At 69.2% G+C, this 16,163-nt stretch carries 9 protein-coding genes and 1 riboswitch; of the genes, 5 read left to right on the forward strand and 4 right to left on the reverse strand.

The window, feature by feature from the left end; genetic code table 11:
* Positions 1-78: 78 nt before the first annotated feature.
* Positions 79-1,248 carry an FAD-dependent oxidoreductase gene (locus tag FHW12_RS10060; RefSeq protein ID WP_182530855.1) on the reverse strand — a complete coding sequence of 390 codons (1,170 nt, stop codon included), beginning with the start codon at positions 1,246-1,248 and terminating at the stop codon, positions 79-81.
* Between the two features lie 106 nt (positions 1,249-1,354).
* Positions 1,355-1,450, forward strand: a riboswitch (TPP riboswitch).
* 92 nt (positions 1,451-1,542) lie between these two features.
* On the opposite strand from FHW12_RS10060, the gene thiC reads away from it, so the two are divergent.
* The 4 genes from thiC (at position 1,543) to FHW12_RS10080 (ending at position 6,990) form a co-directional block, all read left to right on the forward strand.
* Complete coding sequence (gene thiC / locus FHW12_RS10065; protein WP_182530856.1) at positions 1,543-3,420, forward strand: phosphomethylpyrimidine synthase ThiC; 1,878 nt, start codon at positions 1,543-1,545, stop codon at positions 3,418-3,420.
* 84 nt (positions 3,421-3,504) lie between these two features.
* Positions 3,505-4,119 carry a ferritin-like domain-containing protein gene (locus FHW12_RS10070; protein ID WP_428993618.1) on the forward strand — a complete coding sequence of 205 codons (615 nt, stop codon included), beginning with the start codon at positions 3,505-3,507 and terminating at the stop codon, positions 4,117-4,119.
* 92 nt (positions 4,120-4,211) lie between these two features.
* On the forward strand, positions 4,212-5,225 hold the full coding sequence (locus tag FHW12_RS10075) for a DUF2333 family protein (protein WP_310735205.1): 1,014 nt from the start codon (positions 4,212-4,214) through the stop codon (positions 5,223-5,225).
* Between the two features lie 121 nt (positions 5,226-5,346).
* Positions 5,347-6,990 (forward strand): glycosyltransferase family 39 protein, encoded by a 1,644-nt coding sequence (locus FHW12_RS10080; protein ID WP_182530859.1) that lies wholly within the window; start codon positions 5,347-5,349, stop codon positions 6,988-6,990.
* Between the two features lie 230 nt (positions 6,991-7,220).
* Here the strand turns inward: FHW12_RS10080 and ppa are convergent, their stop codons facing one another.
* The 3 genes from ppa to FHW12_RS10095 form a co-directional block, all read right to left on the reverse strand.
* Positions 7,221-7,769 (reverse strand): inorganic diphosphatase, encoded by a 549-nt coding sequence (gene ppa, locus FHW12_RS10085; protein WP_182530860.1) that lies wholly within the window; start codon positions 7,767-7,769, stop codon positions 7,221-7,223.
* Between the two features lie 237 nt (positions 7,770-8,006).
* Positions 8,007-9,299, reverse strand: a complete 1,293-nt coding sequence (locus FHW12_RS10090; RefSeq protein WP_182530861.1) for a thioredoxin family protein — start codon at positions 9,297-9,299, stop codon at positions 8,007-8,009.
* On the reverse strand, positions 9,296-11,437 hold the full coding sequence (locus FHW12_RS10095; RefSeq protein ID WP_182530862.1) for a prolyl oligopeptidase family serine peptidase: 2,142 nt from the start codon (positions 11,435-11,437) through the stop codon (positions 9,296-9,298). The genes FHW12_RS10090 and FHW12_RS10095 overlap by 4 nt, the downstream gene beginning before the upstream one ends.
* A gap of 238 nt (positions 11,438-11,675) precedes the next feature.
* On the opposite strand from FHW12_RS10095, the gene FHW12_RS10100 reads away from it, so the two are divergent.
* Positions 11,676-16,163 (forward strand): beta strand repeat-containing protein (locus FHW12_RS10100; RefSeq protein WP_220484385.1); only part of this gene is annotated, 4,488 nt, incomplete at its 3' end.

The following is a 16,163-nucleotide window of genomic DNA, read 5'->3' on the forward strand; positions in this document are numbered from 1 at the left end:
GACGTATTGTGCGACGGTTCAGTTTCCGAGGTGCGCCGCGTGTTTTCCGCATCGATGCATGATCGGACGCGCGACGGCTCAAAGCCAGCGTCGCTTCGTCCCGGCGAGGATCGAGAGCATCTGGCCGCGCACGTACGGCAGCCGGCCGAGCGGCCCGAAACAGGCGTCGCGCAACGGCGCGAGCGCGCGATGGTCGGACTGGAACAGCGGCGTCAGCCAACGGCTGAACGCCTGGTAGATCGCGACGTGGCGCGCGCGCCGGCGCGCGTACTCGGGCAGCGCGGCGGCGACGTCGTCGCGGTGGACGACGAGCGCATCGGCGAGCGCCTGCGCGTCGAGCAGCGCCATGTTGACGCCCTGGCCGAGCTGCGGGCTCATGCCGTGCGCGGCGTCGCCGATGCAGACGACGCGATCGCGCCACGGCCGGCGCAGCACGACGTCGCGGTAGCGTGCGCGGTTGAGCTGCGCGGGCGCGCCCAGCATGCGCGTGCGTTCGGCGAGTTCAGGCCACAGCGCCTCGACCTCTCGCTGCATGCGCGCGAGCGCCGCCGCGTCGAAGGCGTCGACCGCGTCGCCGGGCAGGCTGTAATAGAACGTGAGCCAGCGCCGGTCGCCGTCGCCGGGCCGGCGACCGACCGGCAGCGCGCCGAACATCGTGCGCGTGCCGTCGTAGCGCTGGCGCAGCTCGCTCGCGTGCGGCCAGTCGTCCGCGGGCAGCAGGCACCACATCGCGCCCCACGGATAGAGCGGATCGCGTACGACCTCGCCGACCCGGGCGCGCAGTGAGGAATGGCTTCCGTCGGCGACGACGACGAGGTCGTACGGGCCGTGCGTGTCGCCACCGGCGTCGACGAGGCTGCGGCCGTCGTCCGACAGCGCGCTGATCGCGCTGCCCGTGCGGATCGTCGCGACGCGTTCGCACGCGTGCAGCAGCGCGAACAGCGCGCCGCGGGTCATGCCGAGCCCATACAGTCCCGGCGCAAGATCGGCGTAGCGCATGTCCATGACCGCGCGCCCGCGGGCGTTCGCGCCGTGCAGGCGGTCGATGCGCGCGCCACCCGCGCGAGCCGCCTCGTCGAGGCCGAGGTCGGCGAGCACGCCGAGGCCGGTCGGCTGCAGCAGGAAGCCGGCGCCGACCGGCCGCAACGCTTCGCTGCGCTCGAACACCTCGAGCGCGTGGCCGCCGCGCGCGAGGAACAGCGCAGCAGCCTGTCCGGCCGTGCCGTAGCCGACGATCGCGATCTTCATGCGCCCTCCCGCGTCGAGCGTAGCCGTGCGGGCGGTGCCGTGGAAAGGCGCCTGGGCCGCCTCGGCCGGCGGCGGTGGTCGCGCGGCGGCGAACGTGTTTCAATGCGCATTGAAGCGGGGGTGCCGGCGGTTTGCCGGCTGAGAGAGTCCCTTCGAACCTGATCCGGTTAGCACCGGTGTAGGGAGCTTGATGCACCTGGGCGTGCTCCTGCACGCGAAGGCGAAAGACCGCGCATGGGTGCGCGGGCTTTCCACGAAGCTCTCTCTGTCGAATCGATACCGAGGAGCTTTGACATGAATGCCATTCCGTCCGCGCTGCTGCGCGAAACCGCCGAACTCTCCGGATCCGTGACGCGGCCGATCCCCGGCTCGCGCAAGGTGCACGTCGAGGGATCGCGCGCGGACCTGCGCGTGCCGATGCGCGAGATCGCGCTGGCCGACACGCCGTCGATGTTCGGCGCCGAGAAGAACGCGCCGTTCACGGTCTACGACACCTCCGGTCCCTACACCGACCCCGCGTATCGCGTCGACCTCGCCGCCGGCCTGCCGGCACTGCGCGCGCGCTGGATCGCCGAGCGCGGCGACAGCGAGCCGCTCGCCGATTTCAGCTCGCCGTTCACGCGCCGCCACGCCAACGCGCCGTCGCTCGCCGAGGTGCGCTTTCCGGCGATCCCGAAGCCGCGCGCGGCCAAGTCGGGCATGAACGTGTCGCAGATGCACTACGCGCGGCGCGGCATCGTCACGCCGGAAATGGAGTTCGTCGCGATCCGCGAGAACCAGCGCATCGAGGCGATCCGCGAGGCGCATCTGCTGCGCCAGCACGCGGGCCAGTCGTTCGGCGCGTCGATCCAGAAGCTGATCACGCCCGAATTCGTGCGCGAGGAAGTGGCGCGCGGCCGCGCGATCATCCCCAACAACATCAATCACCCGGAAAGCGAGCCGATGATCATCGGTCGCAACTTCCTCGTGAAGATCAATGCCAACATCGGCAATTCCGCGGTGACGAGCTCGATCGCCGAGGAAGTCGAGAAGATGGTCTGGGCGATCCGCTGGGGCGCCGACACGGTGATGGACCTGTCCACCGGCCGGCACATCCACGAGACGCGCGAATGGATCCTGCGCAACTCGCCCGTGCCGATCGGCACCGTGCCGATCTACCAGGCGCTCGAGAAGGTCGGCGGCGTCGCCGAGGACCTGACCTGGGAACTGTTCCGCGACACGCTGGTCGAGCAGGCGGAGCAGGGCGTCGACTATTTCACGATCCACGCCGGCGTGCGCCTGCCGTTCGTGCCGCTCACCGCCCGCCGCGTCACCGGCATCGTCAGCCGCGGCGGCTCGATCATGGCGAAGTGGTGCCTCGCGCATCATCGGGAGTCGTTCCTGTACGAACGCTTCGAGGAGATCTGCGAGATCATGAAGGCGTACGACGTCGCGTTCTCGCTCGGCGACGGCCTGCGCCCGGGTTCGATCGCCGACGCCAACGACGCCGCGCAGTTCGCCGAACTCGACACGCTCGGCGAACTCACCCAGGCCGCGTGGAAGCACGACGTGCAGGTGATGATCGAGGGCCCCGGCCACGTGCCGATGCACCTCGTCAAGGAGAACATGGAGCGCCAGCTCGAGAAGTGCGGCGAGGCGCCGTTCTACACGCTCGGGCCGCTCACCACCGACATCGCGCCCGGCTACGACCACATCACCAGCGCGATCGGCGCGGCGATGATCGGCTGGTACGGCACCGCGATGCTCTGCTACGTGACGCCGAAGGAGCACCTCGGCCTGCCCGACAAGCAGGACGTGCGCGACGGCATCATCACCTACAAGCTCGCCGCGCACGCGGCCGATCTCGCCAAGGGTCATCCCGGCGCGCAGGCGCGCGACAACGCGCTGAGCAAGGCGCGTTTCGAGTTCCGCTGGGACGACCAGTTCAACCTCGGCCTCGATCCGGAGAAGGCGAAGGAATTCCACGACGAGACCCTGCCGAAGGAAGCGCACAAGAGCGCGCACTTCTGCTCGATGTGCGGGCCGAAGTTCTGCTCGATGAAGATCACCCAGGACGTGCGCGACTACGCGAAGGAGCACGGCGTCGGCGACGAGCAGGCGCTCGCCGAGGGCATGGCGGAGAAGGCGGCCGAGTTCCGCGCGCAGGGCGGCGAGGTGTACCGCCCCGGCTGAGCCGCGGCGCCTTCAGCTGGCGGACATGCGCGCGCCGTACCCTAGGCCGGTGTCGCCCGCGTCGCGGGCGCTCCCATCCCACCGATGCAGGAGGAGGCAGGCATGGCCGCGAGTCCGCGTAGCGACAAACCGTTCCTTTCCGACATCAAGACGATCCGCAAGCGCGCCCGCGCGCACATGGAGCGCGGCGCGGTCACCGACAGCTACACGCTCGACCGCGCGACGGTGCTGAAGCTGCTCAACGAGGCGCTCGCGACGGAAATCGTCTGCGTGCTGCGCTACAAGGCGCACTACTACCTCGCCGCGGGCATCAACGCGAAGAGCGTCGCCGCGGAGTTCCTCGAGCACGCGGCGGAGGAACAGGCGCACGCCGACACGATCGCCGAGCGCATCACCCAGCTCGACGGCACGCCGAACTTCTCGCCGGAAGGCCTGTCCGGGCGCAGCCATTCCGAGTTCGTCGTGCCCGACGACCTCGCCTCGATGATCGAGGAGAACCTCGTCGCCGAGCGCATCGCGATCGACAGCTACCGCGAGATCATCAACTACGTCGGCGACCGCGACACGACGACCAAGCGCCTGCTCGAAGGCATCCTCGCGGTCGAGGAGGAGCACGCCGAGGACATGAAGACCCTGATGGAGAACTTCGGCCAGAAGGGCGAGCCGGCCAAACCGGGGCGGAGCGGCAGGAAGAAGTAGGCTCCCGATGACCTAGAATGGCGGCTGGCCGCAGGCGATCGTCGCCCGCGGCGTCGGCATGCCGGTTCGATCGGCGATTCGAGGGGGAACACGTGGACGGAACCTGGCTCGGTCGCGCGCGCTCGTGGCTGATCGGCGGCATCGGCGTCCTGCTCGCCGCCTGCGTCGTGCTCGTGCTCGCGCTGATGTGGTGGTGGGACTACGAACCCGACCATTTCGACGTCGTCGCGACCGCGCAGGCGCGCCTCGCCGCGAAGGGGGAGCGCGTCGTCACCGGCAGCGTCACGACCGCGGCGCTGGTCACCAGTGCCGAGACGCTGCTCGACAAGCGCGGCGGTTACCTCAGCAACGACCGCCTCCCCCCCGGCGTGTTCATGGACAACGTGCCGAACTGGGAATTCGGCGTGCTCACCGCGACGCGCGACCTCGCGCGTGCGTTGCGCAACGACTTCAGCCGTTCGCAGACGCAGTCGGTCGAGGACAAGGACCTGCAGGAAGCCGATCCGCTGTTCAGCTCGCCGAACGACCGCTGGCTGCTGCCGAGCTCGGAGAGCCAGTACCGCAAGGCGATCGCGCACGTCGACGCCTACCTGACGCGACTCGGCGACGGCGACGACAGCAACGCGCAGTTCTACGCGCGTGCGGACAACCTCGCCGACTATCTGCAGGTCGTCTCGGCGCGCCTCGGCTCGCTTTCGCAGCGCCTGTCGGCGGCGGCCGGGCAGGTGCGCATCGACACCGACCTCGCCGGCGACGAGCACGCGCGGCAGTCGACGCCGGCACCGAGCCCGCGGCTCGTGAAGACGCCGTGGACGAAGATCGACGACAACTTCTACGAGGCGCGCGGCTACACCTGGGCGCTGCGCGAGCAGCTCGAAGCGATCCGTGCCGATTTCGCGCCGATCCTCGCGAGCAAGAACGCCGCGGTGAGCCTCGAACAGGTGATCCGCGAACTCGAGGAGTCGCAGAAGGCGCTCGGCAGCCCGATCGTGCTGAACGGCACGCCGTTCGGCTTCTTCGCCAACCATTCGCTCGTGATGGCGAACTACATCTCGCGCGCGAACGCCGCGGTGATCGACCTGCGCGAGCTGCTCAAGCGCGGCTGAATCGGCGCCAGAAGCGCCCGCCAAGCCGAAAGGGGCGGGGCGGCGCCCGCCAGCGGTCGCGCTCGTGTCGGCCGCCATGCCAAGATTCGCGTCCCGCCGACGGCCGCGAGTTCCGAGCCCCGTGTTTCCATCGAACGCCCCTGACTGGCGCGCCATCCTGTCGCATCCACTGACGGCGGCGGCCCTGCTGCTGCTGCCGATCGTGTTCCTGCTCGGTCCGCTGCCGATCGACGAAACACGCTATCTCGCGGTCGCCTGGGAGATGCGCCAGACCGGCGAATTCCTCGTGCCCCACCTCAACGGTGCGACGTACGCGCACAAGCCGCCGCTGCTGTTCTGGCTCATCAACGCAGGTTGGCTGCTGACCGGCGTGCACGCGTGGACCGCGCGCGCGATGACCCTGCTGTGCTCGCTCGCGAGCCTGCTGCTCATGCAGCGGCTGACCCTGCGCCTGACCGGTTCGGCGGCGACCGCGCGCGCGTCGATGTGGTTCCTGCTCGGCGCGATCTACTTCGCGCTGTTCTCCAACGCGATCATGTTCGACGTGCCGCTGGCGACGTGCGTGCTGCTCGCGTTGCACGGCGTGCTCGACCTCGTGCAGGCGCGCACGCGTCGCGGCGTGCTGCTCACCGGCGGCGCGATCGGCCTGGGCATCCTCGTCAAGGGCCCGGTCATGCTGCTCGACGTCGCGTTCGTCGCGCTGGCCGCGCCGTGGTGGAGCGGCGACCGGCTCGCCGGCCGGCGTGCGCGCTATTTCGGCGCGTTCGCGCTGTCTATCCTCGTCGGCGCGATCATCGGCCTCGCCTGGGCGATCCCCGCGGCGCTGCACGGTGGCGAGGCGTATGCGCGCGCGATCTTCCTCAACCAGACGCTCGACCGCATCGGCGGCGTCAAGGGCACGAGCGCGCACGGCCGCCCGTGGTGGTGGTACCTCGCGGTGTTCCCGCTCATGCTGCTGCCGTGGCCGCTCGCGATGCGCCGCGGCGCGGTGAAGCTGCGCGAGCTCGCGGCGCAGGTGCCGTGGCGTTTCGGAATGGCTTGGGTCGCGCCGACATTCGTCGCGTTCTCGCTGGTCGGCGGCAAGCAGCCGCACTACCTGCTGCCGATGATCCCGGGCGTCGCGTTGTTGCTCGCATTCGCGCTCGAGCGCGACGCGCTGCGCGTGCGCGCCGGTGCGTTCGGCCTGTTCCTCGTGCTGTTCGGCACGGCGACCGCAGCGCTGCCGTGGCTCGCGCCGAGGCTGCCGTCGCTCGCGTTCGCGGCGGAGGTTTCGCCGCTGTGGGGCTGCATCATCGCGGCGATCGGCGTCGCGCTCGCGTTCGGGCACACGCGCTTCGCGCAACCGGCCGGCGCGGCGGTCGCGATGGTCGCGGTCGCTCTCGTGATCAAGCTCGCGGTGATCCAGGGGTCCGGCGACCGCTACGACGTCGGCGCGCTCGCCACGCGCATCCACGACGCGCAGGAGCGTGGCCAGCCGGTGGTGCACCTCGGCTGGCACCACGGCGTGTTCGAATTCGCCGGCCGCCTCACCCGGCCGCTGCCGGCGCTCGACACGCTCGAATCGTTCCAGGCGTGGGCACGCGAGCATCCCGACGGCTACGTCGTGAGCTTCTACCGCCGTTTCCGCTTCCGCGCCGAGCCGGCGCACGCGCAGCGATTCCGCGGCGGCGAAGTGTCGATGTGGAAGGCGTCCGACGCCCTTGCCTCGGGCGTCGACCCCGCGTCCTCGCACGCCGGTGACGAGCCCGACGAAAGCGACGACTGATGCGCTAGGCAGAGCAGAGCCTGAAACACGAAGGACACGAAGGAAAAGCGAGATCAGATCAAAAGATTGAAACACGAAGCACACCGAGCATACCGAGGAAAAGCCTTCGATCGAGAAGCTCTCTTGCCTTGCTTTCTCCGTGTGCTCCGTGTTTCAAGCTCTTTCCTGGTTCTGCTCTTCCTTCGTGTCCTTCGTGTTTCAGTCTTTTGGCTTTGGCTTTGGCTTCGATGTCAGAACGCCGGTTTCTGCGCCGACGACTCGTAGCGCTCGACGCCGGCGTTGATTTCGGCCTTCGCCGCGGCCGCGTCGGCCCAGCCTTCGAGCTTGACCCACTTGCCCTTCTCGAGATCCTTGTAGTGCTCGAAGAAGTGGCCGATGCGCTCGAGCCAGTGGCCGGACACCTGGCCGATGTCGGCGATGTGCCCGTAGCCGGCGAAGATCTTCGCGTGCGGCACGACGACGAGCTTCTCGTCGGCGCCGGCCTCGTCGGTCATGCGCAGCATGCCGACCGGGCGGCAGCGGATCACCGAGCCCGGCACGAGCGGCAGCGGCAGGATCACGAGCGCATCGAGCGGATCGCCGTCGCCGCCGAGCGTGTGCGGCACGTAGCCGTAGTTGCACGGGTAGCGCATCGGCGTCGACAGCACGCGGTCGACGAAGATCGCGCCGGAGGCCTTGTCGACCTCGTACTTGACCGGCTCCGCGTCCTTCGGAATCTCGATGATGACGTTGATCTCGTCGGGCACCTTGGCACCGGCGGGGACGCGCTCCAAACCCATGACTGACTCCTTGGCGTATTCGAATGGCGCGCCGCTGAAGGCGCGCGGCGGGGTCGCGCCCGCGCGGCGCGAAGGATACGGCAAAGTCTGCGGCGGTGCAGCAAAAGGCGGCGTGGCGCGGTGCCGCGGGAGCGTGCATCGCTGCCTTGACGGTTCGAGCATCGCGACCGTGCTCTTACAGGGGGTGGTGCACTCCTGCGACCCGCCCGCATGCGTTGCCGCGACTCCGTCCGGCCTTCAGGAGGCGAGCTCGGCCTTGAGCTTGGCGACCTGCTCGGGGAACCACTGCCCGTTCTGTTCGAGCACGTCGGCGACCACCTGCTTCGCGTCGTCGCCGCGGCCGAGCGCCTTGAGCGCCTTCACGCGGTAGAGCGCGACGCCGAGGCGGTTCTCGCCGTAGGCCTTCTCCGCGGCCTTCTCGAGCCAAGGCAGCGCTTCGGCGGCGCGCTTGCGTTCGAGCAGGCTGCGCCCGAAGCGGTACGGATAGACGTAGTCGTCGGGCCACGCGGCGACGAGCTTCGGATACAGCGCGTCCAGCTCGGCATCGCGCTTCGCGCGCGTTAGGTAGACGCGCAGGTTGTCGGCGAGGTTGCGGTCCCGGGTGTAATCGCCGCCGAGGCGCGTGCGCGCATCGGCAATCGCACGGTCGAGCACGGCCTTCTCGGCCGTGGCGTCGCCGAGCGCGGCGTCGACGTCGGCGGTCGTCACGACCGCGCTGCGCTGGTCCGCGCACGCAGGCTTCGCGATGTAGACGTCGTGCGCGAGCAACGCCTCGAGCGCGCTGCGCTGCGGCTTCAGGAGGGCGATGCGCGTGGCCTTCGCTTGCTTCTCGCTTGCTTCGAGCAGGGCGTCGACGACGTAGGGTCGATCGCAGCCGATGTCGCCCGCGAGCACGCGCTGCGCGGCGGCGATGGTCGCCGCGGGATCTTCCTGCGCGCGCGCCAGGGCGAGCGCGAGGCGGTCGCGCTGCAAGGTCACGGCCTTGTCCTTGTCCGCCTTCGCGCGCACGTCGGCCGGCAATGTCGCGTACCACGCGAGCCCGTCCTTGCCTGCGTCGCGCGCCTGGTAGGCGCCGAGCACGGTCGCGACCGCGTCGATCGAACCGCCGGCTGCCTTGCGCTGGAGCTCGTCGAGCGTGCTCGCGCCCGCGATGATGCGCTCGACCATCGGATAGAACTTCGCGCGCGGCTGCTCGGCGAGGATGCGGCCGAGTTCGGCGCCGTTCTCGTCGAGCACGACGTAGGCCGGCAGCGCCTTGATCTCGAGCTTCTTCATCCACGCCGCACCGTCGGGCGAATCGGCGTCGACCGCGGCGACGACGGTCCTGCGGCCGAGCGCATCCCACTCGGCGCCGTTGAGCACGTGCGTCGCCATGAAGTAGCAGGAGTAGCACCACGGTGCGCTGAAATCGAGGAGCAGCGGCTGGTGCGCGAGCTTGGCCTGCGCGAGCGCGGCGTCGACGCTCGCCGGTTCGGCTGCGTGCAGCGCGCCCGACAGCACGAGCGCGAGCAACAGCGGCGCGCGCTTCACGGCGCCTCCTTCGGCGCCAGCTGCTGCCAGAGGAAGCCGTAGGCGAGCGCGTGCATGAACGCGGACTGCTGGTTGTCCGCGGCGGCGCCGTGGCCGCCTTCGGTGTTCTCGTAGAACCACGCGTTGGAGTAGCCGAACTCGCGCATGCGCGCGGCCATCTTGCGCGCCTGCACCGGCCCGACGCGGTCGTCGCTCGTCGCGGTGTAGAACAGCACGGGCGGATAATCCTTGCCCGCGGCGAGATTCTGGTACGGCGAGAACGTCTTGATGAACGCCCATTCCTCGGGCTTGTCGGGGTCGCCGTACTCGGCGATCCACGACGCGCCCGCGGACAGGTGGGTGTAGCGCTTCATGTCGAGCAGAGGCACCTCGCAGACGATCGCGCCGAACAGCTGCGGGTAACCGGTGAGCATGTTGCCCATGAGCAGACCGCCGTTGCTGCCGCCTTCGGCACCGAGGTGGCGGCGCGAGGTGATGCCGCGATTGACGAGATCCTCCGCGACCGCGGCGAAATCCTCGTAGGCGCGCGGGCGGTTCGCCTTCAGCGCGGCTTCGTGCCAGCGCGGGCCGTACTCGCCGCCGCCACGGATGTTGGCGACCGCGAACGCGCCGCCGCGCTCGAGCCACGAACGGCCGACGCTGCCGCTGTATACGGGGGTCAGCGAGACCTCGAAGCCACCGTAGCCGTACAGCAGGGTCGGCGTGCTGCCGTCGGCCTTGAGGTCCTTGCGCGCGACGACGAAGTACGGGACGCGCGTGCCGTCCTTCGAGGTCGCGAAGTACTGGTGCGCGTCCATGCCCTTCGCGTCGAAGAACGACGGTGCGTGCTTGAGCGGCGCCGCGTCGGCGTTGCCGAGCGCGCCGTAGTAGAGCGTGGTCGGCGCGAGGAACCCGCTCACGCTGAGGAAGTACGCGTCGCCCGCGTCGGCGTCGATGCCGTGCGCCTCGATCGTCGACAGCGCCGGCGCGCCACCGAGCTTCTCGCGGCGCCACTCGCCGGTGCGCGGCGTGAGCACCTCGAGGCGGCTGACGACGTCGTCGAGGATGTTCAGGATGAGGTGGTTGCGCGTCCACGAATAGGCCGACAGCGAGGTCGTGTCGGTCGGCTTGAACAGCACGACGAGCTTGCGCTTGCCGGCCTTGTCCTGGTTGGCGAGGAAGTCGTCGAACTTCGCCGCGAGCAGCGCGCCCTGCGGGTAGGTCGTGCCGTCGAGCGTCCACGCGTCGCGCAGCTGCACGAGCAGCCATTCGCGGTGCGCATCGACGGTCGCGTCGGGCGGCACCTCGAGCTTGACGAGCTTGCCGTCCTTGCGCCGCACGAACGTCTCGCTCGTGTAGAAATCGATCGCGCGCGTGACGAAGTCGCGTTCGAAGCCGGGCGTGAGGTCGCGCGACGCGGAAATCGCCAAATCGTCGTCCTTGCCTTCGTAGACGAGCGTCGCCGCGGCGAGCGGCGTGCCTCGCTTCCACTCCTTGACGATGCGTGGGTAACTCGACTTGGTCATCGTGCCCGGGCCGAAGTCGGTCGCGACGTAGATGCGGTCCTTGTCGATCCACGCGACGTCCGACTTCGCTTCGGCCAGTTCGAAGCCGCCCTTGACGAACGTACGGTCGACGAGGTCGAACTCACGCACGACATTCGCGTCGCCGCCGCCCGGCGACAGTGCGACGAGGCAGCGCCGGTTCGCCGGGCGCAGGCAGAACGCGCCCTGCCAGACCCAGTGCTTGTCCTCGGCCTTCGCGAGCGCGTCGAGGTCGATCACGGTTTCCCAGCGCGGCTTGTCCTTGCGGTATTGCTGCAGGGTCGTGCGCCGCCACAGGCCGCGCGGGTGGTCCTTGTCCTTCCAGAAGTTGTAGTAGCGGTCGCCGATCTTCGTGACTGCGGGGATCTTCGCGTCCGAATCGAGCACTTCGAGGATGCGCGAGCGCGTGCGTTCGAACTCCGGCGTCGAGGCGAACGCCTGCTTCGTCTCCGCGTTGCGTTGCTCGACCCATTCCAGCGGCTTGGCGCCGTGGACGTCCTCGAGCCAGAGATAGGGGTCTTCGACCTGGGGAGCGGCGGGGCGTTGCGGGGCGGTCATGCAGCCGGTTCCGAGCAGCAGCAGGGAGAGGGTGGCGAGACGCGGGAGCAGGTGCATGGACCGGTACCGTTCGTCGAAAAATCCATCGTGCGCAAAGCTGAACGCGATTGTCCAGTGCGAAGCGGCCGTCTGCCGGAACCGGTCACGTTTCGGCTGCCCAGGCCCTGCCGCGAGACTTGGAATAGAGGGGTGCTGCAGATCGGCCCGAAGGATGATAGGCTGGCCCGGCAGTACCGGGTGCGACTACGCCTATCGGCCGAGTCCGCGGGTGATGCCATCTAACAGGGGAAAACTCATGTTCCGCACACGTGCGCCCTCCGCGGCGCAGGCGTTCCTATGCGCGTCGGTTCTGTTCGCGGCGACGGCGCTCGCCGCGCCCGGCGAAGCGAGCGACATCTCCGGCGTGCGCGTGCCGACCACGTCCGGCGTCACGCACACCTCGGCCGATCTCATGCAGCTCGAGGCGTCGCGACCGCCGCGCCGCGGCCCGCGCCCCGAGCATGAACTCGAAGGTCCTGAGCGTGACGACCTGCTGCCGAATCCGGCCGCACCCGCGATATCGCGCTACCCCTCGACCTCGACCAGCGGCCCCGACCGCGGCCCGCGCGCGATCCACACGCCGTCGACGTCGTTCGACGGCGCCACGCTGACCGACACCGGCGCCTTCCCGCCCGACTCGATGGGCACGGTGGGCCCGTCGCAGTACGTCGTCGCGGTCAACGGCCGCATCCGCTCCTTCACCAAGGCCGGCGTCGCCGACGGCGTGCTCAACCTCGACACCGACGCGTTCTTCGCCTCGGTGATGACGCCGGTCGGCGGTTCGGTCGTGCTCAACTTCACGAGCGACCCGCAAGTGCGCTACGACCGCTTCAGCGCACGCTGGTTCCTCAGCATCATCGACGTGCCCTGCACGAACGCGACCTGCACCGCGACCGCGGCGAACCGCTGGCTGCTCGCGGTCAGCGACGCGGCGAGCAACGGCGTGATCAGCGGGTCGACGGTGTGGACGTTCTTCTTCGTCACGACCGACCCGGGCACGAACTTCTGCGACTACCCGTCGCTCGGCATCGACGTCAACGCGCTGTACTTCGGCTGCAACATGTTCTCGAGCGCGGGCAGCTTCGTCGGCACGAACGCGTACGTCGTGCAGAAGGCGTCGGCGATCGGCGCCGGTCCGCTGGTCGTCACGAGCTTCCCGAACGTCGGTACCGGAACCGGCGGCCCCTACGCGCCGCGCGGCGTCGACAACTTCGACGCGACCGCGACCGAAGGCTATTTCGTCGGCGTCGACACCGCGGTGTTCAGCCGCCTGGTGTTCCGCCGCGTGACCAATCCCGGCAGCGCGACGCCGACCATCTCGGCGAACATCAACCTCACCGTGCCGACGACCGGCGCGACGAATCCGGTCGAGCACGCTGGCAACACCGGCGGCAACAATGGCCGCCTCGACTCGCTCGACGATCGTCTCTACGCGGCGATGATCCGCAACGGCCACCTGTGGACCACGCACAACCTCCGCGTCAGCACGACCGGCGTCGCGAGCACGGCGACGACGGCGCGCAAGGCGGCGCGCTGGTACGACATCCAGAACCTCACGACGACGCCGACGCTGGTGCAGTCGGGCACCGTGTACGACAACGCGGCGACGCTCGCGGCGGCGCTGCAGTACTGGATCCCGTCGATCACCGCGACCGGCCAGGGCCATGCCGTGATCGGTTTCAGCCTCGCCGGTACGCCGTCCGGCGCGACGCCCGCGTATGCGGGTCGCCTCGCCGGCGATACGCTCGGCGTCATGACCGGGCCGCCGACCGCGGCCGCCGTGCAGTACGGCCTCACCTCCGCCAACTACAACCCTCCATCGGATCCGGGCGGTACGTCCGGCCGCCGCTGGGGTGACTATTCGTTCACGGTCGTCGACCCGCTCGACGACATGAGCGTCTGGACGATCCAGGAATACAACCAGGCACTCAACAGCTACGCGGTGCGTATCGGCAAGCTGCTCGCGCCGCCGCCGGCGACGCCGACCTGCTCGGGTTCGCCGATCTCGTTCGCGGGGGGCACCGGCAACGTCACGATCAATGCGACGTCGAGCGGCGGCTCGGGTTTCTACGATCCGGGTGCGAACCTGCCCGCGCCGGCGCGCCCGTTCAGCCACATCGCGGCGACGGTCACCAATGCGACCGTCAACAGCGTCACCTACAACTCGCCGACGCAGGTCGTGCTCAACATCACCGCGAACACCGCGGGCCTGCAGAACGTCACGATCACCAATCCCGATGGCCAGCAGGTCACGGCGAATGGCTGCATCAATGTCTCGGCCGTCACGCACACGGTCACGCCGAGCGTCTCGGGCGGCAACGGCACGATCAGCCCGTCGACGCCGCAGACGGTCAACCACGGCGCGACGACCGCGTTCACGCTGACACCGAACGCGGGCTACCACATCGTGACGCCGGTCGGCGGCACCTGCGGCGGCAGCCTCGCGGGCAACACCTACACGACGAACGCGGTCAACGCCGACTGCACGGTGATCGCGAGCTTCGCGATCAACACCTACACGGTCACGCCGAGCGTGAGCGGCGGCAACGGCACGATCAGCCCGTCGACGCCGCAGACGGTCAACCACGGTGCGACCAGCGTGTTCACGTTGACGCCCAACGCGGGTTATCACGCGGTGACGCCGGTCGGCGGCACCTGCGGCGGCAGCCTGGTCGGCAACACCTACACGACCAACGCGGTCACGGCCGACTGCACGGTGATCGCGAGCTTCGCGATCGATACGCACGTGGTGACGCCGAGTGTTTCGGGTGGCAACGGCACGATCAGCCCGTCGACGCCGCAGACGGTCAACGACGGGGCGACGACCGCGTTCACGCTGACACCGAACGCGGGCTATCACATCGTGACGCCGGTCGGCGGCACCTGCGGCGGCAGCCTGGTCGGCAACACCTACACGACCAACGCGGTCACGGCCGACTGCACGGTCATCGCGAGTTTCGCGATCGACACGCACGTGGTGACGCCGAGTGTTTCGGGTGGCAACGGCACGATCAGCCCGTCGACGCCGCAGACGGTCAACGACGGCGCGACGATCGCGTTCACGCTGACGCCGAACGCGGGTTACTCCATCGTCACGCCGGGCGGCACCTGCGGCGGCACGCTCGTCGGCAACACCTACACGACGAATGCGGTCACCGCGGACTGTACGGTCATCGCTTCGTTCGCGCAGGTCACCCACGTGGTGGCGCCCAGCGTGTCGGGTGGCAACGGCACGATCAGTCCGTCGACGCCGCAAACGGTGAACGACGGCGCGACGATCGCGTTCACGCTGACGCCGAACGTGGGCTACCACATCGTGACGCCGGTCGGCGGCACCTGCGGTGGCGCGCTCGTCGGCAACACCTACACGACGAGCGCGGTCACGGCCGACTGCACGGTGATCGCGAGCTTCGCGATCAACACCTACACGGTGACGCCGAGCGTGTCGGGCGGCAACGGCACGATCAGCCCGTCGACGCCGCAGACGGTGAACCACGGCGCGACGACGAGCTTCACGCTGACGCCGAACGCGAACTTCCACGTCGCGAACGTCGCGGGCACGTGCGGCGGCAACCTCGTCGGCAACACGTACACGACGAACGCGGTCACGGCCGACTGCACGGTGATCGCGAGCTTCGCGATCGACACGCACGTGGTCACGCCGAGCGTGAGTGGTGGCAACGGCGCGATCGCGCCGTCGACGCCGCAGACGGTGAACCACGGTGCGACGACGAGCTTTACGCTCACGCCGAACGCGAACTACCACATCGGCAGCGTGACCGGCACGTGCGGCGGCAACCTCGCCGGCAACGTCTACACGACGAACGCCGTCACGGCCGACTGCACGGTGATCGCGAGCTTCGCGATCGACACGCATGTGGTGTCGCCGAGCGTCTCGGGCGGCAACGGCGCGATCGCGCCGTCGACGCCGCAGACGGTGAACCACGGCGCGACGACGAGCTTCACGCTGACGCCGAACGCGAACTACCACGTCGCGAGCGTGACGGGTACGTGCGGCGGCAACCTCGCCGGCAACACGTACACGACGAACGCGGTCACGGCCGACTGCACGGTGATCGCCAGCTTCGCGATCGACACGCACGTGGTCACCCCGAGCGTGAGCGGTGGCAACGGCGCGATCGCGCCGTCGACACCGCAGACGGTCAACCACGGCGCGACGACGAGCTTCACGCTGACGCCGGCTGCGAACTACCACATCGGCACGGTCGCCGGGACGTGCGGCGGCTCGCTCGCGGGCAACGTCTACACGACGAACGCGGTCAACGCCGATTGCACGGTCATCGCGAGCTTCGCGATCGACACGCACACCGTGACGCCGAGCGTCTCCGGTGGCAACGGCGCGATCGCGCCGTCGACGCCGCAGACGGTGAACCATGGCGCGACGACGAGCTTTACGCTGACGCCGGCCGCGAACTACCACATCGGTACCGTCGCCGGCACGTGCGGCGGCTCGCTCGCAGGCAACGTCTACACGACGAACGCGGTCAACGCTGATTGCACGGTCATCGCGAGCTTCGCGATCGACACGCACGTGGTGACGCCGAGCGTCTCCGGCGGCAACGGCGCGATCGCGCCGTCGACGCCGCAGACGGTCAACCACGGCGCGACGACGAGCTTCACGCTGACCCCGGCCGCGAACTACCACATCGGTACCGTCGCCGGCACGTGCGGCGGCTCGCTCGCAGGCAACGTCTACACGACGAACGCGGTCAACGCTGATTGC

This window comes from Dokdonella fugitiva, from assembly GCF_014138265.1.
Classification (GTDB): Bacteria; Pseudomonadota; Gammaproteobacteria; order Xanthomonadales; family Rhodanobacteraceae; genus Dokdonella_A; species Dokdonella_A fugitiva_A.

Coding starts and splice junctions, on each gene's coding strand:
- FHW12_RS10060 (WP_182530855.1), bottom strand. CDS start 1,248: ATGAAGATCGCGATCGTCGGCTACGGCACGGCCGGACAGGCTGCTGCG.
- thiC (WP_182530856.1), top strand. CDS start 1,543: ATGAATGCCATTCCGTCCGCGCTGCTGCGCGAAACCGCCGAACTCTCC.
- FHW12_RS10070 (WP_428993618.1), top strand. CDS start 3,505: ATGCAGGAGGAGGCAGGCATGGCCGCGAGTCCGCGTAGCGACAAACCG.
- ppa (WP_182530860.1), bottom strand. CDS start 7,769: ATGGGTTTGGAGCGCGTCCCCGCCGGTGCCAAGGTGCCCGACGAGATC.
- FHW12_RS10095 (WP_182530862.1), bottom strand. CDS start 11,437: ATGCACCTGCTCCCGCGTCTCGCCACCCTCTCCCTGCTGCTGCTCGGA.